The following is a 23,873-nucleotide window of genomic DNA, read 5'->3' as shown; positions in this document are numbered from 1 at the left end:
TTATCCGCCTACGCGCTTTACATTAAACCCCCTTTGTTTAAGTGATTCCATGATTTGAGGTCGGTAATCACCCTGTATAATAATTTCTTCATTTTTAAAAGAGCCACCTACACCCAGTTGAGTTTTTAGTTCTTTTGCTAATTGTTTAAAGTCTTCTTGTGCTCCAGTATACCCAGAGATAATGGTAACAGGTTTGCCTTTTCTTTTTTCATATTTACACAATAATGGCTCTTCTTGAAGCCACAAACCATCAGGCTCTTCTGTAGGCTCATCATTGTTTTCCTCGGGTTGATGATCGGGGAATAATTTTTTTAATTGATCTTCTAAATCCATATTTATTTTTTATCAATAAGACCAATTTCAACTAAGCGTTGGTGTAAAAACTCACCAGCGGTAATATCTTCGTACTGCTTAGGATTATCTTCATTCACACATTCTTCTAAGCAATTTAGCTTCATGCTACTTCTAGGATGCATAAAAAAGGGAATGGAGTATCTAGGATTATCCCATTCTTCTTTAGGCGGATTAATAACTCGGTGAATAGTTGAGCGCAACTTATTATTGGTATGGCGTTCTAGCATATCACCAACATTTATCACTAATTCATCCTCATTAGGTATTGCGTCTATCCATTGTCCATCTTTTCTTAAGACCTGCAAGCCTCCAGTAGAAGCACCCATTAACAACGTAATTAAGTTAATATCACCATGGGCACCTGCTCTTACTGCACCCTCTGGTTCACTCGTAATAGGCGGATAGTGAATAGGTCTTAAAATACTATTTCCATCTTGTACCCATTGGTCAAAATAATGCTCGTCTAACCCGATGTATAGAGCCAAAGCTCTAAGTACATAAATTCCAGTTTTTTCAAGCATTCTATAAGCTTCCATTCCGGTTTTATTAAAATCTTGTAGTTCTTTTACTTCTACATTTTCAGGATACTCTTCTTCCAACTGGTCAGGGTCTGTTGGCTCTTGCCCAAAATGCCAAAACTCTTTTAAATCGCCTTCTTTTTTACCTTTAGCATGCTCTTTACCAAAAGATATATACCCGCGTTGGCCGCCTAAACCTTCAATCTCATATTTCTGTTTTACCGCTAAAGGCAGATCAAAAAATGCTTTAACTTCTTTATAAAGTTCTTTTACTAAATTATCGCTAAGAAAATGATTACTTAAAGAAACAAAGCCTATTTCTTCATAAGCCTTACCTATTTCCTGAACAAATTTTTCTTTCCTTTTAGGATCATCACTGATGAAATCTGCCAAATTAACGCTAGGTATATTCGTGTATGCCATGATTATTTTATTAAAAAATGAATACACAAATATATTAAAATTATAAGTATAAAATGGCTTGATAATTAATTTGGAAGAAACCTAGCAACTTTCAAATATCTTTATAAATTTGAGATTGATTTTTTAAAGAGAATTTTACGAATTAATATATGGATTTTTCAAATCATAATCTCACTCCTGATGAGCTTAAGAAGCTTTATGTTAAAATGCTAAAGCCAAGGCTGATAGAGGAAAAAATGCTTATTTTATTAAGGCAAGGCAAAATATCAAAATGGTTTAGCGGTATTGGTCAAGAAGCCATCTCTGTTGGCGTTACCCTAAGTTTAAAGCAAGATGAGTATATTTTACCCATGCATAGAAATCTTGGCGTCTTTACTTCTAAAGAAGTGCCCTTAAAACGATTATTTGCACAATGGCAAGGTAAGGCTAGTGGGTTTACCAAAGGGAGAGATCGCAGTTTTCATTTTGGCACGCAAGAGTATAAAATTATTGGAATGATTTCTCATTTAGGGCCGCAATTAGGCGTAGCCGATGGTATTGCACTAGCACATAAAATAAGAAAAGAACAGAAAGTTACAGCCGTATTTACCGGAGAGGGAGCCACCAGTGAGGGTGATTTTCACGAAGCATTAAACATTGCCTCAGTTTGGAGTTTGCCCGTTTTGTTTTGTATAGAAAATAATGGTTACGGACTATCTACGCCTGTTGCAGAACAATATAATTGTAAAGATTTAGCTGACCGCGGAATAGGTTACGGAATGGAATCTCATATTATTGATGGAAACAATATTATTGAAGTTTATACGCAAGTTTCAGCTTTAGCTGAAAGCATTCGTAAAAACCCTAGACCAGTATTATTAGAATTTAAGACTTTTAGAATGCGTGGTCACGAGGAAGCTAGTGGAACCAAATACGTGCCAAAATCCTTAATGGATGCATGGTCTAAGAAAGATCCCATCGAGAACTTTAAAACCTATTTACTTAAAACTGGTGTTTTAAATCAACAAGAAATTGAACATCAAGAAGATCTTATTAAAGCCGAAATTAATCAGCATCTTGAAATTGCCAATGCAGAAGCGCCAATTCATTCAACAATTGATACTGAGTTAGCAGATGTCTATGCATCTCACGAGCCCAATATTATAGCACCCAAAACCAATATTAAAGAAGAAATGCGCTTTGTAGATGCCATTTCATTAGGTTTGAAACAAAGTATGCAAAAATTTGAAAACAGCATTATCATGGGGCAAGATATTGCCGATTATGGAGGTGTTTTTAAAATAACCGAAGGCTTTTTACAATTATTTGGTAAAGATCGGGTACGCAATACCCCTATTTGTGAGTCAGGAATTGTAAGTACGGCAATGGGATTATCTATAAATGGTTATAAGAGTATAGTTGAAATGCAATTTGCAGATTTTGTAAGTTCAGGATTTAATCCCATCGTAAATTATTTGGCTAAGGTTAATTATAGATGGCAACAAAATGCAGATGTTGTTATACGTATGCCCTGTGGCGCAGGTGTAGGTGCCGGACCCTTTCATAGCCAAACCAACGAAGCTTGGTTCACCAAAACCCCAGGTTTAAAGGTTATTTATCCGGCCTTCCCTTATGATGCCAAAGGTCTGCTGGCGGCGGCTATAGAAGACCCTAACCCGGTAATGTTTTTTGAGCACAAGGCGCTGTATCGCAGTATTCGTCAAGAAGTACCGACAGATTATTATAGCTTACCCATAGGAGAAGCCTCTGTTTTAAGAAATGGGGATGATGTAAGTATCATAACCTTTGGTGCTGGTGTTCACTGGGCTATTGAATGCTTAGATATAATGAAGAACCTTTCGGCGGATTTAATTGACTTACGTTGTTTGCAACCAATAGATTGGGAAACCATTTTTGATTCCGTAAAGAAAACAGGTAAAGTGCTAATTTTACAAGAAGACACTATGTTTGGAGGCATAGCATCAGATATTTCGGCAACAATAACAGAAAAATGCTTTGAATCTTTAGACGCTCCTATTTTTAGAGTAGCAAGCTTAGACACTCCGGTTCCGTTTGCAAGTGATTTAGAGAGAAATTTCTTAGCGAAGAAAAGGCTAGAGGAGAGCTTAGAAAAATTGATGGCATATTAATAGCATTTTAACAAATTATAGTTAAAAAATATTAATTTATTACAAGCCATTAGCAGCTTAAGGTATATTTGGATTGAACCAAATAAATATAAATATGAACAGAATTGTAATTTTGCTTATTTCTGCTTTACTTCTTCAAGCCTGTGGTACCACCAAGGTAGAACGTCAAGCAGAACGAACCTTTAAAGGAGATTGGACCTTAACTGATATCAGTTATCCAGGAAGTTCAGGATTTGTAGATGTCAACCTTTTTCAAGATGCCAAGGCCAACTGTTTTAGAGGCTCTAATTGGTCTTTTGTATCAAACAACAATCAGGGACAGTATAGTTTATCAGGAGCTAATTGCGAACAAGAGATTCGAGAAATAGTTTGGACGGTTGAAGAAACCGATGAAAATTCAGGACTTTACTATTTTACGCTAAAGGTTTTAAAGGACGGTCAAAAAGCAAGATTTGTTAAAACTGGATTTAAGCTTCGTCTAACCCAATTATCGGAAAGTAATATGACTTGGGAGCAGACGGTTTCCTTTGAAGGCAAACCTTTTGTAATTCGCATGGATTTTGTTAAAAATAATTATTAAAAAAACGTATTATGAAAAAATATAGAAATCAATCGCTTGCTATTTTATTGTCAACTGCATTTATTTTTACAGGATGTGACGCAATTCAAAACGCTAATAACACACAAAAAGGAGGTGCCGCTGGTGCTGCCGGTGGAGCTGTAATAGGTGGGATAATTGGAAATAACGTAGGAGATGGAAATAATACCGCACTAGGAGCCATAATTGGTGGTGTTGTAGGTGGCGCAGCTGGTGCATATATCGGAAATAGAATGGATAAGCAAGCTCAAGAGATTGAGCAACAAGTGCCAGGAGCAGAGGTTACCCGTGTAGGAGAGGGTATAAGTGTAACTTTTGATGAAAATAGCGGTGTTTATTTTGCTACCAATAAGAGTAACATCAATGAGAAGTCTAGAGAAACTCTAGCTAAGCTAACCGAAATATTTAAAGAATATCCTAACACTAATATTTTGGTTGAAGGACATACCGATAACACGGGAAGAGCAGAATACAATATGAGTCTATCTAAGGAAAGAGCTATGTCTGTTACCAATTATTTAACTTCTAAAGGCTTATCGTCTTCACGTTTTACTACAAAATGGTACGGAGAGGAGCAACCAAAATATGATAATTCTACTGTAGACGGGAGAGCTAAAAACAGACGGGTAGAAATAGCAATTGTTGCCAATGAAGAGTTAAAAGAAGAAGCTAAGAAACAAGCAGAATAATCTTGATTTATAACATAAAAAAGTCTTCGCAAATTGCGAAGACTTTTTTTTTATATCACTATATGCATTTAATGATGAGTTGCCATTTTTTCTTTCTTCTTTTGCAATTGCCTCTTTACATCATTCACACATTCGCTAATGGCCATTTCGAAATTTTCTTCATTTGCCGATGCAAAAATTAATGGTCCAGGTAAGCTGACTTTAATCTCGCAAATTCTACCTTTTTCATTTGTTGTTGAGTTTTCTGTTTTAAGATATACTTCGGCTCCAACAATAAAGTCAAATCTTGTTTTTAGTTTATCTAATTTGTCTTTTATAACTTGTTCTAATCTGTCGCTCGCTTTAACGTGAACATAATTGAAATTGATATCCATATTGCTTATTATTTTAAATTTACTCTAAGATACGTTTTACCTCAGAAATTTCCTATTTTTTAACTACTATTAATACTGATTTTTATCAGCATTTGCTATCGGTTCTCATTCGATTTTATAGCTTTTTTATCAAATCCCTTTGAATCAGAGCTAAAGAGTTTGGTAATATCCGCTGTTTTTGTGGCCTGTAGCGCTTGGTTACCACGAATAGCTATGGGATACACTAAAGTTTCAGGATGCTTATTCAAAATTTTAATTGCATCGTGCTGATCTAATTTAGGTTGAGAATCGCCATAGATTTCCTTAAAAACAGGATGCTGTTGGTTAATCATTTCTGGCAATGACTTATTTAAAAGTTTACTTACTTCAACCCATTCTGTATCCGATATATTATTTTTTTCAAGGTTTATGCTTAACACTTTTATTTCTGCTGCTTGTGCTGTAGCAAAACACTGTTTTCCTAATTCAATATCTGGATGATAAAGCAAGACCATTTGCCTGTCATCTCTTGCTAATAATGCCATAGTTTTATTTTTAAAGTTAATAGAATAGAAAGTAACTATTTTTAAACTTATTTACCTAATGCTTTATAATAGCTTTAAGAAAAATGATAGGTATTTTAACGCATTAAATAAATCTTGATATCAAGAAATTAATCTCTTATTGTCAAATAATTAAAATACCTTTGCAAAAAATTACAGATGGGAAATTTTAAGCAATTAGGAGTAAATAAAAATTTGGTACAAGCTTTATCGGAAATTAATATCAAAGAGCCTTCAGCAATTCAAGAAGCCAGTATCCCGGTTTTACTTGATGGTCCTACAGACTTTGTTGGCTTGGCTCCAACGGGTACCGGAAAAACAGCTGCTTACGGAATACCTCTATTGCAACAAATTGATACACATATGAAACAGATACAGGCTGTAATTTTATCTCCTACCAGAGAACTGGTTTTGCAAATAAAAAAACAACTCTTTAAATTCACGAAATACGCTGAGCCTAAAATATTTGTTGAAGCGGTTTACGGCGGTGAAAAAATCGAAATTCAAATCAAAAATCTAAGCCGACCAACTCATATTGTTGTAGCCACCCCAGGTCGATTAGTAGATTTAATAAAACGCAAAAAAATAGCTTTGAAAAACGTAAACCTTCTTGTTTTAGATGAAGCGGATGAGATGTTAAGTCTCGGATTTAAAGATGAACTAGATTTTGTTTTAAAGTCTACTCAAAATCAAGGGCAAAAGTGGCTGTTCTCGGCTACAATGCCTGGAGCTATACAGCAAATTGTAAAACAATACTTAAGCCCTAAAGCACCCCAGATAAGCACAATTAAAAAATCTGTGGTTAATGAAAACATTACCCATCAATATGTACCCGTTACTCGCGAAAATAAAAACGATGTACTTATTCAGTTATTAGATTACAAAAAAGATAAGAAAGGTATTGTTTTTACCAGAACAAAAAAACAGGCGCAACAAATTAATGAATTATTGAAAAAAGAGGGCTTTTCTATTGCTGCACTAGAAGGCAATATGCAACAAAAAGAAAGAGAGAAAGTAATGCGTGCTTTTAAAAACGATAGTCTTCAATTTTTAATTTCTACAGATGTTGCCGCACGCGGTATAGATGTGAAAGACTTAGATTTTGTATTACATTATCAATTACCCGACCAAGTGGTGTACTATACCCATCGTAGTGGAAGAACAGCGAGGGCTGGAAAAACTGGTTTTTCGATAGCTTTGATATTACCACACGAAATGCCCGAAATGAAGGAGATTTCACAAAAATTAAATTTTAGCTTTAAAAAATTAAAGTAAAACCTATGATTAGCGAGCAGAGGTAAAAATCTTTGCCTGCTGTATAAACGGGTAGGGAGCTTTGAAGCCGGTAAATTTACCTAAAATTTTTCCATCCTCAGTTAGATAAATAAGCGCGGGATAGGCTCTAACATTGAATTGTTGTGCTAAATAGCGACCTTCTTCTTTTTCTACATTGTATTTTAAATTTACAAAATGTTTATTGTAAAAATCGCCCACCTCTTTGTCTTTAAAAGTTTCCTTTTTCAGTTTTTTACAAACTCCACACCAAGAGGCATAAAATTCAATAAAAATTAATTTATCTTCTTTTTTTGCTACATCCATTGCTTCTTCTATATCTCCTTTAAAGAAATCGATTCCCTTTTTTAAATTAGAATCATCTGCACTTAATCCGTAAAGGAAGAATAAAAGAATCAAAACTTTATTCATAACTAAATTATTCATTTAAACTAAGGGTTAATTTTAAGATAGTTGAGTGCTAACCTAATTTGAACATAGGGAATTTTTCCCTCAAAAAAATCGAAATAGGGTCTTAGCTGCTCTGGGTTATTTAAAGCCTGCTTAGCAATTTTTATTTGTTTAATCGTAGATAAATCAACCCATTGTTTTAAATCTATGGCTTCACCTTCTTCAAATAGTTTTGCTAAATGCGAAAATATAGTGGTCTGGTTTAAACCACGGGTAATTGCAATTTCTTCAACTGTTTTGCCTTTTTTGTAAAGGGCTAAGGTTTTTATATAGGTACTTATCTTTTTCTTACTCTTTTTTTGATCTAGGAAAGTTTTAATCACCTCTATAAATTCAGGTCCATAGACTTCTAATTTGCGTTGACCAACGCCGCTAATACTCAATAAGTCTTCTTCTGTCTGCGGTCGTTCGCGATCCATTTCTCTTAGCGTTGCATCATTAAAAATAACATATGCCGGTACGTTTTCTGCTTGAGCTATTTGTAATCGCAGTGCTTTAAGCAAAGTAAACAAATCTTTGGGTTTGCTTGTTGTTTCTGAAATGACTTTACTAAACTGCTTTTTGTCTTCTTGAGGTTTACTTAGTTGTACAGGGTAGGTGTCAAACAACACTTTTTTAGAAAGTTGAGTTAACTTTAAATGGTTGTTTTGATGGAAAGCAATTTCACAAAATCCTTGGTTTATCAATTGAGTTAAATAGTACTGCCATTCTTGCCATGCTATGTCTTTTCCCGTTCCGTAGGTTTTTATTTTATAATAGCCTTTTTCTCGGATAGATTGATTTTGAGACCCTCTTAAGACATTAATCACCATTGAAGCGGGTTCTTGTTGTTTAAGTCTAGCAATACAAGACAGTATTTTTTGAGCCAATATTCGTCCATCAAAAAAAACAGGTGGGTTTTTACAATTATCACAATGACCGCAATCTTTCTCTATGAATTCACCAAAATAACTTAATAGGATACGACGCCTGCAATGCGTAGCTTCTGCAAATTCCTTCATTCTATCTAATTTGGCATTTTGCAACTCTTCATTTCCAGCTCCTTCGGTAAATTTACGCAATTGAATAATATCGGCGTAAGTATGAAACAACAACGCGGTTGATGCCGAACCGTCTCTTCCAGCACGCCCTATTTCTTGATAATAGCCTTCTATATTTTTGGGCATATTGTAATGAATAACATAGCGCACATTACTTTTATCTATGCCCATTCCAAAAGCTAGGGTAGCACATATAATCTTGGTTTTATCTCGAACAAAATTTTCTTGAATACGGTTACGCTCTTCAAAATTTAACCCCGCGTGATAAGCCTCGGCTTCATAGCCTTTATGTTGTAATTTAGCAGCTAAACCTTCTGTTCCTTTGCGACTTAAACAATAAATTATTCCGCTTTCGCCGGATTTATTCTCGATAAAATCAAAAATTTGCTGCACCCGATTAACCGCAGGTCTTGCCGTCAAAAAAATATTAGGTCTGTCAAATGAATTTAAAAATAAACGAGCTTGTGTTATATTTAGTTGATTGAGAATATCGGTTCGCGTAGCTTTATCGGCTGTAGCGGTTAAAGCTAAAATAGGAACTTTTGGAAGTTGATTTTTAAGAAAACCTAATTGTTGGTAACTAGGTCTAAAATCATGCCCCCAAGAAGAAATACAGTGAGCTTCGTCAATCGCTATTCCCGAAATATACTTGCTATTAAGTATAGGTTGTAGGCCCGGCAAACTTTCTGGCGCTACATACAACAACTTTATTTTTTTTTGTACAACTTGGTTTAAAACCTCTTGTTGGTCGGTTGCAGATTGACTGCTGTTAAAATAAGTTGCCTCTATACCATTCACATTTAAAGCATCAACTTGATCTTTCATTAAAGCAATTAGAGGCGAGATTACCAGCACTAAACCCTCAAATAACAATGCGGGTAATTGAAAACAAATTGATTTTCCCCCTCCGGTAGGCATAATTACAAGTCCGTCTTGGCCACTTAAAAAATGTTGAATTATTTCTTGCTGGTTTTCACGAAATTGATCATAACCAAAGTACTTTTTTAAAGCAGTATTAGCTTTTTCTTCTAAAACACTAGCAGTATGCATCTAAAATTATTTTAACTAGCAATATAATAGAATAAATATAAAATATAAAGAAAGCTCGGGCTTTTGAATGGGAACAACTTGTATTTACGGGTACATTTTTTAAGCTAATTTTAGTATTTTTTAATCGCCTGTTCTCAGAAAGCACTTGTACCTTTAGCCTAAATTTAAAGAATATGAAACAACCTATATTAGAACCTTTTGATTTAAAGGGCCTGCAACTGGCTAATCGAGTGGTAATGGCACCAATGACTAGAAGTCGAGCTAATAATGACAAATTAATTCCTACAACTGACTTGCATGGTAAATATTACGAACAGAGGGCTAGCGCAGGTCTTATTATTTCTGAAGGGGTTAATGTCTCTCCCCATGGGGCTGGCTATATTTATGTACCTGGTATTTACAATGATTCTCAAGTAAAAGCCTGGCAAAAAGTCACCCATAAAATTCACGAAGCTAAAGGTGTATTTTTCATGCAATTATGGCACGTAGGGCGTATTTCTCATCCCGATTTTTTAAACGGTGAAAAACCACTTGCGCCGTCAGCCATAAATCCTAACACACAATCATTTACTCCAGAAGGTTTCAAAGATACAGTTACGCCAAAAGCAATGTCGCTGGAAGAGATAGAACGCACAAAAAACGACTTTGTTCAAGCGGCCAAAAATGCATTTCGTGCTAATTGCGATGGGATAGAGATTCATTCTTCTAATGGTTACCTTTTTCACCAATTCTTTAATAAATGTTCCAATGTTCGTGACGATCAATATGGGGGAAGTATTGAGAATCGCGCACGATTTTTCTTTGAAGTTTTAGATGCTGTTATTCGAGAAGTGCCCGAAAATCGGGTAGGGGTAAGGTTTAACCCAAGCGCACATAACATTTTTGGTATTGAAATAGATGAAGAAACAATTCCTACCTTTGAGTACATCATTAAGCGATTAAATAATTATAATCTAGCCTACGTTCATTTATCTGAGCCTTTTACTGATGTTTCTGAAGTGTCTTATGCGGTTTCTAATATCGCCGAACATTTTCGGCCTTTATATCAAGGAAATTTAATAATTAACGGAGGATTTGATCTACAAAAAGGCAATGCATTTTTAGAAAAGAAATTAGCAGATTTAATTTGTTACGGTAAACCTTTTATTTCTAACCCAGACTTGGTAGAGCGATTTGAGGAAAAACTTCCACTAACCGATTGGGATCAAGAAACTTTTTATACTCAGGGCGCTCAAGGATATACAGACTATCCAATAGTTTCTAAAAAGCATTTTCTTAATAAATTGTAACAATTTTGAAAATACCGGATAAGAAAATACATATTATAGGATCGGGACTTAGCGGACTAGTGGCAGCTATAGTCCTAGAAAGATTTGGTTATCAACCGATTATTATTGAAAAAGAAAATCACATCGGTGGCCGTTTACAAACTAAAAAAATAAAAGGCTACCAAGTAGATGTAGGTTTTCAAGTATTGTTAGAGGCATATCCAAAATTACAAGAATATGCGAAATTGGATCAGTTGCAACTGAAATCATTTGAACCGGGCGCAAGCATTTACTTAAATTCTAAATGGGAAGTATTAGGTGACTTCACACGAAGTCCAAAACTTATTTTTAGAACTTTATCCTCATCTGTAGGCAGCATTAAAGACAAATTAAAAATTTTTAAGCTCAGTCAATCCTTAAAAAAGAAAAGCATTGGAGAAATTTTTAATTCTCCAGATTTAAAAACCATTGATTATTTAAAAGATTACGGTTTTTCAGAAGCTATAATTGACAGTTTTTTTATGCCTTTTTTTGGTGGTATCTTTTTAGAAGATGAACTAAAAACTAGTAGTAGAATGTTTGAGTTTATCTATAAAATGTTTTCTGAGGGTAAGGTGAGTATACCTAAAAATGGAATAGCTACACTTCCTAAACATTTAGCAGGTCAATTAAAAAACACCGAAATATGGATGAATACAGCCGTAAAAGAGGTGAAAAGCAATAAGATTCTTCTTGAAAATGATGAAGCAATACATTCGGATTATACGATTATTGCAACCGATGCCAGTAATTTAGTACCAAACCTTAAAAATCAAAAAACAAGTTGGCATTCTTGTGATAATTTATATTTTATCACTAGAGAAAAGAAGATAGATTCTAATTATATTGGATTACTTCCGCAAAAAGATGCTCTCATAAATAATATTGTATTTATAGAAGAAAAAAAAGCCAAGAAAGAAGGCCACTACTTACTATCGGTTACGATTGTAAAAAAACATGGTTTAAACCAAGAAGAATTAATTAAAAGAATTAAAAAAGAATTAATGAGTTATGTAGGAATTCAAGAACTAGAATTCCTCACTCATTTTTTTATACCAAAGGCATTGCCCATTTTACAACCTGTAGAATATGATATTATGCCAAGTGAAACCTTATTAAAAGATGGTATTTTCTTGGCAGGAGACCAAATGCTTAATGCATCTGTAAACGCAGCGATGTTAAGTGGCGAACGGGCAGCAATGGGAATAATCGAATTAGAAAAATTAAATTATTAAATTATGAGTATAGTAAAAGCTTATGGTGCACAGTCGCCAACTGCTGCTTTAGAGTTATTAGAAATTGAAAGAAGAGATTTAAAACACGATGATGTAAAAATTAAGATTTTATATTGCGGTGTCTGTCATAGTGATATTCATACCGTTAGAAATGACTGGAAAGGATCTAAATATCCTGTGGTTCCAGGACATGAAATTGTAGGAGAAGTGATTGCTATTGGTAACGGCGTAAAGAAATTTAAAATAGGTGATAAGGTAGGAGTAGGTTGTATGGTAGATTCATGCCAGAACTGCGAACCTTGCAAACAAGACCTAGAACAATTCTGCGAAAATGGTATGGTGGGGACTTATAATGGTAAAGACCAAAATCTAGGCGGCCATACATATGGTGGTTATTCTGAAAAAATTGTGGTCAAAGAAGATTTTGTTTTAAGCGTACCTGAGAATTTAGATTTAAAGGCTGTAGCACCACTATTGTGTGCAGGCATTACCACCTATTCACCACTTAGACATTGGAACGTAAAAAAAGGTGATCGAGTAGGAGTAATTGGTTTAGGAGGATTAGGACACATGGGGATAAAATTTGCAAAGGCCATGGGAGCCCACGTGGTAATGGTTACCACTTCACCAAACAAATCACAGGATGCCAAAAGGCTTGGAGCCGATGAAGTTTTAATTTCAAAAGATAAGCAAGCCATGGAAACAATGGCTAATAGTTTTGATTTACTGTTAAACACCATTCCTGTAAAACACGACATCAATCCGTATCTCAGATTACTAAAAATAGACGCTACTATGGTAATGGTGGGTGCAATTGAACCGCTAGAACCCGTTCACGGAGGAAATTTAATACTGGGAAGAAAACGTGTAGCTGGCTCACTTATTGGTGGAATTAAAGAAACACAAGAAATGCTTGATTTTTGTGGGGAACATAATGTGGTTAGTGATATTGAACTAATTGATATGCCCTACATAAATGAAGCCTATGAGCGGGTTATTAATGCCGATGTAAAATATAGATTTGTTATTGATCTCGAGAGTTTAAGAAATTAAATAGATACCACTAACTCAAATTTATAAAAACACGCTGCCAATTTATTTTGTAATTTTGCAGAAAATGTAAAACTATGCATATTCATCATTTACTTGATAATAACTCCGTACTCAACACCTTCATTTCAGAGCTACGTGACATAAACATACAAAAGGATAGTTTGCGCTTTAGAAGAAATATTGAGCGAGTAGGTGAAATTCTAGGCTATGAACTCAGTAAGAAACTAAGTTATACTCATCAAGAAATTCAAACTCCTTTAGGTTCTAAACAAGTAAATACTTTAAAAGATAAATTGGTGGTATGTTCAATTTTAAGAGCTGGACTTCCGCTTCATCAAGGTTTATTAAATTATTTTGATAAGGCCGAAAACTCCTTCATATCTGCTTACAGACACCACTTAAATCAAACTGATTTTGAAATACGGGTAGAATATATGGCTTCACCTGCAATTGATAAAAAGACTTTAATTATTGCCGATCCTATGTTAGCTACCGGCCGATCATTTGTTAATGTTTATAATGCCATAAAACAAATGGGTAACCCGAAGGAGATTCATTTAGTAGCAGTAATAGGTGCAAAAGCGGGAGTAGAGCTATTGCAAAAAGAGTTCCCCAACAATACCCATTTATGGATTGCTACAATCGATGAGAAATTGAATGATCAAGGATACATAGTCCCAGGTCTTGGCGATGCAGGCGATTTATGCTATGGAAAAAAAATGCAACATTAATCTATACTCTAAAACTTTTGAAAAAAACATTTGCTTTATTTATTCTCCTTAGCGGGTTCAATTGGTTACAAGCACAAAGATTTACAAGAGATCAAATAAATGATTCTATTAGAGAAATATCTTATTTTTCTAATCATTTAGACAATTACTTTATTGTTGGAGCACCCATAAATAAAAACATAAACAGCCAAACATCAAACGCTAAATATCAGGTTAGCTTTAAACAGATTTTAACCAAAGAGCCTTTACCGTTCGATACGTATGTTTTATTAACTTATACACAAAAAGCGTTTTGGAATATTTTTGAAGATTCGTTTCCTTTTCGGGATTTGAATTTTCACCCTTCTATAAGCCTAGGTAAGTTTGTATTTGATAAAAATGAACAATTACGAGGGATTGCAAGTATTTCAATAGAGCACGAGTCAAATGGTCGCGATAGTATATATAGCCGTAGTTGGAATAGGCTAAGCGCAGCTTATATTACACAATTGTCACCTCAAACTAACATAAGTTTAAAGATTTGGCTGCCATTTGTTAGTAAAGAAGGAAATCCAGACCTATTAGATTATGTAGGATTGGGTGAAATAAACCTCGAGCATAAATTAATTTCAAACAAACTTTCTTTAGCTCTGCGCGCTAGAAAAGGACTTGACTTTGAATATGGATCTTTGAGAACAAGAATTTATTTTAATCCGTTCAAACGAAATATTGCTAATCAGTTTTTAATGGTAGAATGGTATTTAGGTCAAGCCGAGAGTTTATTAGACTATAGACGCTCGCAAAGCATGATACGCATAGGCTTTGTAATAAAGGGTAAGGAATTCGCTTGGTTTTAATTCACATATTATTTTTCTAATTGCCCTAATTTTTTCATAATCTCATTAGCTTGAAAAGTTTTTTCGTCGCTTAACATCCTATTGGTAGAAGCTAATTTATGGGCTTCGCCCATAAGTTTTTCATATTGCGACTGTAGTTTTTCTTTTTCTGATTTTTTCTTAAATAATCCGAACATTTTTTTCTTTAAATCTAGTAGATTTTACTCATATGGAGAGATTTCCTCCTTAAAATTTATGATGATATTGCTAATTGTTCAAGTTCAAAAAACCTTATAATTTATATTATGTAAAATAGAAATTATTTAAAGTTAATTTTTAATTATTGAGTTTCCCCTCATATCCTATAGGATCCCGTAAATTTGAAAATAAATATAACCGAACAGCTCCATTATTCACCACTTCTAATTTGGCATTCCAGTTTTCATTATTTTCTTTATCTTCTATAATGAATTCGTAACGTGTTACTTTTTTATCCGCTAAATAGCGTTTTACTAAATCTTTTGGTTTACCCGATAACAGAATGCCGCTTTGCCCTATACGTAATCCTCGCTGAGATTCACCAAAATATGGCAAATTACTTTCAAAAATAGAATCCTTAAAACTAATTTTATACTGATCTTGACTCACATCAATTCGATTAGCTGTATGTCCTTGCATCATCATATTAGTTTTAGACAAAACCTGCTGTAAGGCTTGACCAGCCGTTGGTCTAACGGTTTTAATATGTGCCGTAAAATTGTTAATTTTTATAGGATTAGGAATTTCACTGGGAATAGCATCTAAAGAATTACAGCTCCAAAGTATTACCCCTAGAAAAGGCATAAATACTAAAAATATCTTTATTTTATCTCTATTGCTCATCTTCTTTAACTACCAGCATTGTTGCCTTAAAACCCGTGGCTAAATTCCATATATTTTTTGACAATACCACACCTTGATCGTTATACAGTCTAAATTCTGCGGTGTTGGGACCAGATAATCCTTGATTTAAAGCTAAAATATCTATCTTATTAAAACCTGGCTTTAAATTTACGTGTACTTCTGTAAAACTACCTTGTAATGTAATTCGAGGAACTTGAATTTCTCCATTTACAATTATTTGTACTTGATCGCCATCAACCGCCATATGGTCTCTACAAACTATCTTCACAAACTTACCTGAACTTTTAAATTCTCCGAAATTTTGATTTTTCTTAAACTTTTCGGGAGTTTTACTTCCCTCCTGTTTTGCCAGATATTTTGGATCAAAATCTTGGGTTTGGTCTATAAATTGCTCTTGTTTCTCCATACTAAATTGCGGTGACTCATCTTGCAACCATTTCTTACGGGTATTTTTATATAAAGTATTATTAGGATTAGTTAAACTAGGTGAACTTCGACTAAAACCACGCGTGTTCAAACTTTTTGAAGAAGTATTAAGTGATTCGCCAGAACGCACAGTATTTTCGTTATCAAACTGGCCATACACCGAAGTTAGACTTAAAAAGCACAATACAAAAAAAACTCTCATAAGACTACAATTTAAATTATTTAAAGATAATCAAAAATTAGTCCAATATTAATTTTATGTTGGCTTTCTTATTTTAACATAATTATAGCAGTTTGAAAATACGTTTCTTTAAACTTGTGGGTTATTTAAGTTATAAAACCAAAAATAAAAGCAATGAAAAAATTATTAAGTTTTACGTATTTAGGTTCAATTCTAATCCTGAGTTCTTGTGTTTCAAAAAAGAAATATACAGCACTTGAAACCGAATTAAATGATACTAAAAGTACTTTAATGCAGACTCGGGTAGATAAAGAGGACTGTGAAAACAAATTTGCCAAAATTGAAGCTAAGGTTAATGGGTATTACGCCAAGATTAATAGCTTGCAAGCAGAAAATGAAGAAAAACTTGATTTTGTTGAAGATTTAACGGTAATGTCTGAAAAGTCAAAACAAAATATGCGTTCTACTTTAAAACAAGTTGATCAAAAAGAATTAGCTCAAGCAAAAACGCTAGAAGATTCTATCAATTTAGCTATATCTCACAACCTTAAAAAGAATTTGGGCGGAGAGGAAGACGATATTGATATTAATGTAGATCAAACGGTTGTACAAATAAGTATATCAGATAAGCTATTATTTAAAAGCGGAAGTTACTGGGTAAATCCCAAGGCCTACCCCCTACTAAAACGCATTGCAAAAGTTGTAAATTCTGAGGAAGCTATGGAAGTTATGGTTGAAGGCCACACTGATTCTCAAACCATAAAAAAAGAATCTTATTTACAAGACAATTGGGATTTAAGCGTAAGGAGATCTACTTCTATTGTACGTTTACTTCAAGACAAATTTAATGTGGATGGTAAAAAACTAATTGCTGCAGGACGAAGTAGTTATTTACCATTAGCAGATAATTCAACGCGTGATGGTAGAGAAAAAAACAGAAGAACAAGAATTTTAATTTTACCAAATTTAGATAAGTTTTTAGCCATGCTTGAAGAATAATAGTATAGTTGAATTAAATTTTAAACAAAAAAAGCTCTTTAAGAGCTTTTTTTGTTTAAAACACCTGTCATAAAAACCTGAATAATTGTCATATTCAAATATATAATTCTACTATTTTATCCTTGGCATCACTTTTGAACAAATTTGCGTGAGTGGGTAAAATGCTCACCATTAGTAAAACAAGAAAAATAATTTTATGAGTCAAGTTAAACAAAATGACACGGTTAAAGTACATTACACAGGGAAATTAGAAGACGGTCAAATTTTTGACAGTTCGTTAGAGCGTGAGCCAATTGAGTTCACCTTAGGACAAGGTCAAATTATACCTGGTTTTGAAAACGGGTTAATTGACATGAAAGTAAACGAAAAGAAAACCATTAATATTGCACATACAGAGGCTTATGGAGAGGTTCGCGAAGAGCTTTTTCAAGAAGTACCTAAAAATCAATTACCGCAAGAAATAGAGCCTCAAGTGGGTATGGGATTAGTATCAAAAAATCCTGATGGAACTGAGCGCCAATTAAGAGTGGCCGAAGTAAAAGATGAGTCGATCATTGTAGACGCAAACCACCCATTGGCTGGTAAAAATTTAGTTTTTGATGTGGAAGTAATGGAAATTAAATAATTGCTCTCCAAATCAACATTTCTAAATAAATAAACGCAGCCTAAGGGCTGCGTTTTTTAAACCCGGGATATTCTTACAAAAAAAATTTGGAAATATCAAAAAAAAATTGTATAATGTCCTGTTTAATAAATCATTTAATACGTTTAGCATCATATGAGACAGCTTAAAATTACCAAGCAGGTTACTAATAGAGAGTCAAAATCTTTAGATAAATACTTGCAGGACATTAGTAAAGTAGATTTAATTACCGCCGAAGAAGAAGTAGAATTAGCACAGCGTATTCGTGAAGGTGATCAACGCGCGCTCGAAAAACTAACTAATGCCAATTTAAGATTTGTTGTTTCAGTAGCCAAACAATATCAAAATCAAGGTTTAAAACTTCCCGATTTAATTAATGAAGGAAATGTTGGTTTAGTTAAAGCCGCTAAGCGTTTTGATGAAACACGTGGTTTTAAATTCATTTCTTATGCGGTTTGGTGGATTCGTCAATCTATTCTTCAAGCATTAGCCGAACAATCACGAGTAGTACGCTTACCGCTGAATAAAATTGGGGTGATTAATAAAATAAATAAAGCATTTTCGCATCTAGAACAAAGCTTACAACGACCACCTAGTGCAGAAGAAATAGCGAAAGAGTTAGATATGTCGGTTAGCCAGGTAAAGACCGCCTTAAAAAATTCGGGACGCCATCTTTCTATGGATGCTCCTTTTAAAGATGGTGAAAATGACTCAAATTTGTATGATGTTTTAAGCTCTGGAGAATCTCCTAATCCTGATGATACTTTAATGCAAGATTCTTTAAGCATTGAAATTAATCGAGCATTAGACACATTATCAACTCGAGAAGCTGATGTCATTCGTCTTAATTATGGAATTGGCAATCAACCAGCGATGACCTTACAAGAAATTGGAGATACTTTTGACTTAAGCCGTGAACGGGTTAGACAAATTAGAGAAAAAGGAATTAGACGATTAAAACATCAGTCTAAAAATAAAATTTTGAAAAAATATTTAGGATAATCTAAAAAAAAGCTGTGCTTAAAAGCACAGCTTTTTTTATGCTTTGCTCCAATTATTCAAAATACTCATCTGTTCCTCACTCAATTTAAATGAAATAGCTTCTTTAAACGCCGACAATTGGCTTGTATTTGTAGCACTCGCGATTGGAGCTGAAATGACTGGTCGTTGCATAATCCAGCGCAAAGCTACCGCTGCTAAACCCACTTGATGTTCGTTCGCAATATTTTCCATTTGATTTAAAATACTTAAATTTTTGTGATTTAAATATTTTTGGGCAAACTGTTTTCTTTTAGTACCTTCAAAATCCATTTCGGTTTTATACTTTCCTGTTAGAAATCCGCTAGCAAGCGAAAAATAACTAATCACTCCTAATTTATGCTCCTTGCAAATCGCTTGTATTGATTTTTCAAATTCTTCACGATCAAGAAAGTTATATAGCGGTTGAAAAACTTCGTATTTGGGTAAATTTTCTGTCTGACTTACCTCTAAATTTTCCATTAATCGTTCGGGTGAAAGATTTGAAGCTCCAATATGTCTTACCTTCCCTTCTCTTATCAACTGCTCATAAGCACTTAAAGTTTCTGAAACTGGAGTTTTATTATCATCATAATGGGTGAAATAAAGATCGATGTAGTCTGTTTTTAGGCGGTTAAGTGAATCTTCTACCGCTTTTAAAATATATTTTTTTGAGATATTTTTTTCACCGCCAGGGCTCATATTGCTGCCTACTTTAGTAAAAAGACTGATTTTATCTCTGTTTTTATTCCGCTGCATCCACTCCCCTATGATAATTTCTGACTCACCACCTTGGTTTCCCGTAGCCCACCTTGAATAAACATCTGCAGTATCTATGGCATTAAAACCCAAGCTAACTAATTCATCTAATAATTTGAAGCTTTGGTATTTATCTACTGTCCAACCAAATACATTACCGCCAAACACTATTGGCGGTATTTTTATACTAGTGGTTCCTAAATTTTTTAACTCCATTTTGCCTTCTACTTTTTAGTTTGTGCTGGTCTTACTTCAATTTTACTAGGTAGAGTTCTTGGATGCATTTTAAATAAATTAACTACTATCTCACCTAAATCTTCTATTTGTATTTTCCAAGCTTCTTGTTCTTCATTAACATTAGGGTTATTCCCGTTAAAATGGGTAGAAACAGAACCAGGCATAATGGTTGATACCTTAATGCCTTTATCTCGTACATCAAGCATCATGGCTTGTGTAAAACCAGTAACTCCAAATTTACTAGCATTGTAAGCCGCCCCTCCTGCAAAAAAATTACATCCGGCTAAACTAGAAATACTTATAAAATATCCTTTTGTTTTACTCAAAGCATCAATACTTGCTTTAGCCGAATAAAATACTCCGCTTAAGTTGGTATCAATAGTTTCTTTCCACTGTTCTTCTGTCAATTCGAAAATGGGAGCAAAATGGCCTAAACCTGCGTTAGCTATTACATAATCTAATTGGCTAAACTGTTTTAAGGTTTGTTGTACGGCCTCCTGTTGTTCTTGAAAGTTACGTACATCTGCCTTTAGGCCTATTGCTTTTGCCTGATCGAATTTTGCATTTAATTTGGCTGCGGTTTCTTCAGCTTTGCTAAGCGACCTACTGGTTATAGCTACGTTTACGCCTTCCTTAAGTAAAGCTTCGGCTATTCCTAAACCAATTCCTTTTGATCCTCCAGTGATTAAAGCTGTTTTACCCTTTATTTTCATCATTTTTTAGATTTTATTTTAAATATAAGTTGACTAATTTGAAATGCCACAATCATTAGTTAGTTTAGTTTTTTTTTAACGAATTCAAAAATCCGTAATGGCTTTAAGTAAAAATAAAATATCTTATTGATTATATTGCTGTGTTAAACTCTGCAGAAAATTTATGTATATTTAAAGGCTAATCCAGTAATTTGTACTAAAAAACAAGCATGAAAGTTTGGTTAAAAAAAATATTATGGCTCTTTGCTGGCTTAGGCATTGTTTTTATAGCCTTTTATTTAAGCATATATTGGGGTGCGTTTGGAAAAATACCCTCAAAAGAGGAATTAAAAAATTTAAAACAAAGTGTCGCAACCGAAATAGTTGACGATCAAGGCTCTTTATTAGGCAAGGTATATATTTATGACCGGCAGGCTGTATCTTTTTCAGAATTTCCTCCTCATCTTGTAAATGCTTTAATTGCTACAGAAGATTCGCGATTTTATGATCACGATGGTATTGATGCTAAAAGCTTATTAAGGGTATTCTTTAAAACTATTTTATTATCCGATAAGTCTTCTGGTGGCGGTAGCACATTAACCTTACAATTGGCTAAAAATCTTTACGGAAGAGAGGCATACCCGGTTTTTAGCATTGTAATCAATAAACTTAAAGAAAGTATTGTTGCCCAACGTATTGAAGATTTATATTCAAAAGAAGAAATTATTGAACTGTATTTAAACACAGTTCCTTTCCCAGATAACACTTATGGTGTTGAAAGTGCTGCCTTTAAATTCTTTAATACCAAAACAAAAAATTTAACAGTGGCGCAATCCGCCACGCTAATAGGCAGTTTAAAGGCAAATCATAGCTATAATCCAAGATTATTTCCAGAACGTTCGCAGTTAAGGCGTGATGTGGTCTTGAAACAAATGAATAAATACAATTATTTAAGTACTAAAAAAACAAACCAATTAATTGCTCAAAAAATCAAGTTAGATTACCAATACTTTTCCCCCAACCAAGGTGTTGCGGGTTATTTTAGAGCAAAGGTTAGACAACAAACTGAGCAAATAATACAAAAACATAAACTTAAACAAGCTAATGGCGAACTGTATAATATTTTAACCGATGGTTTGCGAATAGAAACTACTTTGAACAAACCTATGCAATTAGTTGCCGAACGGGCTATGAAAAAACATATGTCGCGTTTACAAAGTCAATTTGAAAAAGGCTATGGTAAAAATGCACCTTGGCTTAGGAATAAGACAGCCTTCAACTGGGCACTGCAACAATTACCTTATTATAAAAAACTAAAAAGTCAGAATTTAAGTTTGACTGAGATTAAAGATTCCTTAAACAGAAAACAAAAGGTTAAGGTTTTTGATTGGAAGGAACCGACTGTCAAAAACCTTAGCATTTTAGATAGTATTGAGCATTATTCCAAATTTTTAAATTTGGGTTTTGTCGCCTTAGAACCAAATACTGGGGAAATTAAGTCTTATCTTGGAGGTATCGATTACACTTATTTTAAATACGATCATGTAAGTCAAAGCAAAAGACAAGTAGGATCTTTATTTAAACCGATTGTTTATACAGCCGCTATTGAAAACGGATTAGCCCCTTGCCACTACTACAACCCTAGTGCGGTAACTTATACCGATATGAAGAATTGGACCCCGAAAAATGCCTCTAAAAAAGATAAGGAGCCCGAACATATTAATTATTCTCTAGAAAGAGCTTTAAGCGAATCTATAAATACTATTGCCGTAAAAGTATTGCAAGAAGTGGGAATTGAAAAAACAATTGAACAGGCAAAAAAAATGGGGATTCAACAGGAGTTGCCAAAAGTACCCTCAATTGCATTAGGGGTTACCGATGTGAAACTTTTAGATATGGCTCGGGTTTATTCAACTTTTGTGAATGATGGAATGGCACCAGAACCTGTATTTATAAAAACAATTAAAAATAAAAGAGGAGAAATTATTTGGAGCCAAGAGCAACAAAATAAAAGCAATAAAAAAGAGGCTGCATTTTCAAACTTTACAAGACAAGTTATGCTTTCGTTTATGCAATCAACCGTAAACAAAGGAACTGCTAGACGATTGCGAACAACCTACAGATTAAATAATGCCATTGCCGGAAAAACAGGAACCACTCAAAATAATAAGGATGCTTGGTTCGCTGCAATTACACCAAAACTAGTTTGCTTAACTTGGGTAGGAAATGATAATGCCAAAATTAACTTTAGTTCTACCGCTATCGGTCAGGGGGCAAATGCTGCTCTACCAATGTTTGCTGAGTTTTATTCGGCTCTGTCAAAAATTAAAGAATTTGATGCGATAACCCAAGCGCGATTTGAACCAATATCAAAAGAAGTGAAAAAGGCCATTGAATGTGATGATGAAAAAAAAGATGGACTTCTAAAACGAATATTTGGAAAAAATAAGGATGAAAAAACCTTTCACGAAGATAAACAGAAAAAGAAAAAGGGAATTTTCTCTTGGTTTAAAAAGAATTAAAGTTTTTATTTCTTTTTGGTAGCCTTTTTGTTCTTTATTTCAACCCTATGAATGGTGGCTGGCTTCCACTCCCCCTCATTAGATAAAAATATTTTTCCATCTGGACTAAAAGTTATGCCCTCTGGTTGCGGATGCTGATCAGGATCTAAAACAATTAATTTTTCTGCTTCCCAGTTACGATTTAAAATCAAGAGCTTTGGGATTTTAGCATCTAACATATAAATATCTTTTGTTTGAGGATGAATGGCAATTTCTGATGTTCTAAAAATTTTTTTACTACCTACATCTTTAAGTTCTTTAAAAATGGGATTATCAAACTTCAATTTGAATATCGGTTCTTCTATAAACCTTTTCGAAGTTAGATCAAAAGCATAAACACCTTTATATTTTTCATCCTTGTGCCCATTTTGTTTTGCTGCCAGCCATAACTGATTTTTAGCAGGGTTATAGGTAAAACCTTCAATATCATGTTTTGGAGATAATTTAGTTTGGTAAGTATTGATATTAATAGAATCTGATAAATAGCTTTTAATTTCAAATATTTTACCAGCACTAGTTACGGTGTAAAGATCATTACCATTAAAAGCGATGCCTTCATAATCATCTTGCGGACCAAATTCAATGGTTTGTTCAACCTTACCAATTACTATATTGTACAAATAAATAAGCCCCATTTCATCTTGTACACAGGCTAATTGTTTATCGTTGAGATAAACAATTCCCGATACTTCTTCTAACTCTCTTGGTAATTTCCAAGTGTTTTTAATAATTACCTCAGAAGGATTATCGTAGTCAATTTTATAATGATCTTTAAAATTGAAATAAATAATTCCTACAAAAGCTAAGATACCGATGGTAATAAAAAACGGTGGACTTTTAAAATAAGATCCCAT

At 33.9% G+C, this 23,873-nt stretch carries 25 protein-coding genes; 13 read left to right on the top strand and 12 right to left on the bottom strand.

Annotated features, from left to right (window positions below):
* Both FT993_RS10410 and FT993_RS10405 read right to left on the bottom strand, forming a co-directional pair.
* Positions 1–333: a translation initiation factor gene (locus tag FT993_RS10410; protein ID WP_147862488.1), complete on the bottom strand. Its 333-nt coding sequence runs from the start codon at positions 331–333 to the stop codon at positions 1–3.
* Between the two features lie 2 nt (positions 334–335).
* On the bottom strand, positions 336–1,295 hold the full coding sequence (locus FT993_RS10405) for an isopenicillin N synthase family oxygenase (RefSeq protein WP_147862487.1): 960 nt from the start codon (positions 1,293–1,295) through the stop codon (positions 336–338).
* Between the two features lie 149 nt (positions 1,296–1,444).
* Here FT993_RS10405 and FT993_RS10400 point away from each other — a divergent pair, with 149 nt between their 5' ends.
* From FT993_RS10400 to FT993_RS10390, 3 genes are all read left to right on the top strand, one after another.
* Positions 1,445–3,424, top strand: a complete 1,980-nt coding sequence (locus FT993_RS10400; protein WP_147862486.1) for a thiamine pyrophosphate-dependent enzyme — start codon at positions 1,445–1,447, stop codon at positions 3,422–3,424.
* Between the two features lie 94 nt (positions 3,425–3,518).
* Positions 3,519–4,004, top strand: a complete 486-nt coding sequence (locus tag FT993_RS10395; RefSeq protein WP_147862485.1) for a lipocalin family protein — start codon at positions 3,519–3,521, stop codon at positions 4,002–4,004.
* Between the two features lie 11 nt (positions 4,005–4,015).
* The gene (locus FT993_RS10390; protein ID WP_147862484.1) at positions 4,016–4,711 is read left to right on the top strand and encodes an OmpA family protein; all 696 of its coding nucleotides are present in this window, start codon (positions 4,016–4,018) and stop codon (positions 4,709–4,711) included.
* Positions 4,712–4,779: 68 nt separating this feature from the next.
* On the opposite strand, the gene hpf is transcribed toward FT993_RS10390, so the two are convergent.
* Positions 4,780–5,085, bottom strand: a complete 306-nt coding sequence (hpf, locus tag FT993_RS10385; protein ID WP_147862483.1) for a ribosome hibernation-promoting factor, HPF/YfiA family — start codon at positions 5,083–5,085, stop codon at positions 4,780–4,782.
* Positions 5,086–5,180: 95 nt separating this feature from the next.
* Positions 5,181–5,609, bottom strand: a complete 429-nt coding sequence (locus FT993_RS10380; RefSeq protein WP_147862482.1) for an arsenate reductase family protein — start codon at positions 5,607–5,609, stop codon at positions 5,181–5,183.
* Positions 5,610–5,786: 177 nt separating this feature from the next.
* Here FT993_RS10380 and FT993_RS10375 point away from each other — a divergent pair, with 177 nt between their 5' ends.
* Positions 5,787–6,902, top strand: a complete 1,116-nt coding sequence (locus tag FT993_RS10375) for a DEAD/DEAH box helicase (protein ID WP_147862481.1) — start codon at positions 5,787–5,789, stop codon at positions 6,900–6,902.
* Between the two features lie 9 nt (positions 6,903–6,911).
* Here FT993_RS10375 and FT993_RS10370 read toward each other — a convergent pair whose 3' ends face one another.
* Positions 6,912–7,346: a thioredoxin family protein gene (locus FT993_RS10370; RefSeq protein WP_147862480.1), complete on the bottom strand. Its 435-nt coding sequence runs from the start codon at positions 7,344–7,346 to the stop codon at positions 6,912–6,914.
* 5 nt (positions 7,347–7,351) lie between these two features.
* The gene (gene recQ / locus FT993_RS10365) at positions 7,352–9,460 is read right to left on the bottom strand and encodes a DNA helicase RecQ (RefSeq protein WP_147862479.1); all 2,109 of its coding nucleotides are present in this window, start codon (positions 9,458–9,460) and stop codon (positions 7,352–7,354) included.
* Between the two features lie 173 nt (positions 9,461–9,633).
* On the opposite strand from recQ, the gene FT993_RS10360 reads away from it, so the two are divergent.
* From FT993_RS10360 to FT993_RS10340, 5 genes are all read left to right on the top strand, one after another.
* Complete coding sequence (locus tag FT993_RS10360) at positions 9,634–10,749, top strand: alkene reductase (protein WP_147862478.1); 1,116 nt, start codon at positions 9,634–9,636, stop codon at positions 10,747–10,749.
* 5 nt (positions 10,750–10,754) lie between these two features.
* On the top strand, positions 10,755–12,002 hold the full coding sequence (locus tag FT993_RS10355; protein ID WP_370450893.1) for an NAD(P)/FAD-dependent oxidoreductase: 1,248 nt from the start codon (positions 10,755–10,757) through the stop codon (positions 12,000–12,002).
* A gap of 3 nt (positions 12,003–12,005) precedes the next feature.
* Positions 12,006–13,055: an NAD(P)-dependent alcohol dehydrogenase gene (locus FT993_RS10350; protein WP_147862477.1), complete on the top strand. Its 1,050-nt coding sequence runs from the start codon at positions 12,006–12,008 to the stop codon at positions 13,053–13,055.
* A gap of 74 nt (positions 13,056–13,129) precedes the next feature.
* Positions 13,130–13,786 (top strand): uracil phosphoribosyltransferase, encoded by a 657-nt coding sequence (gene upp / locus FT993_RS10345; protein ID WP_147862476.1) that lies wholly within the window; start codon positions 13,130–13,132, stop codon positions 13,784–13,786.
* A gap of 17 nt (positions 13,787–13,803) precedes the next feature.
* The gene (locus FT993_RS10340; protein WP_255504471.1) at positions 13,804–14,622 is read left to right on the top strand and encodes a phospholipase A; all 819 of its coding nucleotides are present in this window, start codon (positions 13,804–13,806) and stop codon (positions 14,620–14,622) included.
* Positions 14,623–14,630: 8 nt separating this feature from the next.
* On the opposite strand, the gene FT993_RS10335 is transcribed toward FT993_RS10340, so the two are convergent.
* The 3 genes from FT993_RS10335 to FT993_RS10325 all read right to left on the bottom strand — a co-directional run bounded on the left by FT993_RS10335 (position 14,631) and on the right by FT993_RS10325 (position 16,132).
* Complete coding sequence (locus tag FT993_RS10335) at positions 14,631–14,798, bottom strand: Lacal_2735 family protein (RefSeq protein ID WP_147862474.1); 168 nt, start codon at positions 14,796–14,798, stop codon at positions 14,631–14,633.
* 139 nt (positions 14,799–14,937) lie between these two features.
* Positions 14,938–15,483 carry a DUF4251 domain-containing protein gene (locus tag FT993_RS10330; protein ID WP_147862473.1) on the bottom strand — a complete coding sequence of 182 codons (546 nt, stop codon included), beginning with the start codon at positions 15,481–15,483 and terminating at the stop codon, positions 14,938–14,940.
* The gene (locus FT993_RS10325; protein WP_147862472.1) at positions 15,473–16,132 is read right to left on the bottom strand and encodes a hypothetical protein; all 660 of its coding nucleotides are present in this window, start codon (positions 16,130–16,132) and stop codon (positions 15,473–15,475) included. Before FT993_RS10325 ends, FT993_RS10330 begins: the two co-directional genes overlap by 11 nt.
* Positions 16,133–16,285: 153 nt before the next feature.
* On the opposite strand from FT993_RS10325, the gene FT993_RS10320 reads away from it, so the two are divergent.
* The 3 genes from FT993_RS10320 to FT993_RS10310 all read left to right on the top strand — a co-directional run bounded on the left by FT993_RS10320 (position 16,286) and on the right by FT993_RS10310 (position 18,755).
* Positions 16,286–17,110, top strand: a complete 825-nt coding sequence (locus tag FT993_RS10320) for an OmpA family protein (RefSeq protein ID WP_147862471.1) — start codon at positions 16,286–16,288, stop codon at positions 17,108–17,110.
* A 196-nt stretch (positions 17,111–17,306) separates the two neighbouring features.
* On the top strand, positions 17,307–17,735 hold the full coding sequence (locus tag FT993_RS10315) for a peptidylprolyl isomerase (protein ID WP_147862470.1): 429 nt from the start codon (positions 17,307–17,309) through the stop codon (positions 17,733–17,735).
* Between the two features lie 153 nt (positions 17,736–17,888).
* Positions 17,889–18,755: an RNA polymerase sigma factor RpoD/SigA gene (locus tag FT993_RS10310; RefSeq protein WP_147862469.1), complete on the top strand. Its 867-nt coding sequence runs from the start codon at positions 17,889–17,891 to the stop codon at positions 18,753–18,755.
* A 36-nt stretch (positions 18,756–18,791) separates the two neighbouring features.
* Here FT993_RS10310 and FT993_RS10305 read toward each other — a convergent pair whose 3' ends face one another.
* Both FT993_RS10305 and FT993_RS10300 read right to left on the bottom strand, forming a co-directional pair.
* Positions 18,792–19,745, bottom strand: coding sequence for an aldo/keto reductase (locus FT993_RS10305; protein ID WP_147862468.1), 954 nt, complete (start codon positions 19,743–19,745; stop codon positions 18,792–18,794).
* An 8-nt stretch (positions 19,746–19,753) separates the two neighbouring features.
* Complete coding sequence (locus FT993_RS10300; protein WP_187240803.1) at positions 19,754–20,482, bottom strand: SDR family oxidoreductase; 729 nt, start codon at positions 20,480–20,482, stop codon at positions 19,754–19,756.
* Positions 20,483–20,688: 206 nt separating this feature from the next.
* On the opposite strand from FT993_RS10300, the gene FT993_RS10295 reads away from it, so the two are divergent.
* Positions 20,689–22,980 (top strand): transglycosylase domain-containing protein, encoded by a 2,292-nt coding sequence (locus FT993_RS10295; RefSeq protein WP_147862467.1) that lies wholly within the window; start codon positions 20,689–20,691, stop codon positions 22,978–22,980.
* A 5-nt stretch (positions 22,981–22,985) separates the two neighbouring features.
* Here FT993_RS10295 and FT993_RS10290 read toward each other — a convergent pair whose 3' ends face one another.
* Positions 22,986–23,873, bottom strand: coding sequence for an SdiA-regulated domain-containing protein (locus FT993_RS10290; protein WP_147862466.1), 888 nt, complete (start codon positions 23,871–23,873; stop codon positions 22,986–22,988).

The sequence above is a fragment of the Mesonia sp. HuA40 genome, assembly GCF_008017835.1.
In the GTDB taxonomy this organism is placed as follows: domain Bacteria; phylum Bacteroidota; class Bacteroidia; order Flavobacteriales; family Flavobacteriaceae; genus Mesonia.
The sequence above is the reverse complement of the archived record's forward strand: the minus strand, read 5'-3'. Positions and strand labels throughout refer to the sequence as shown.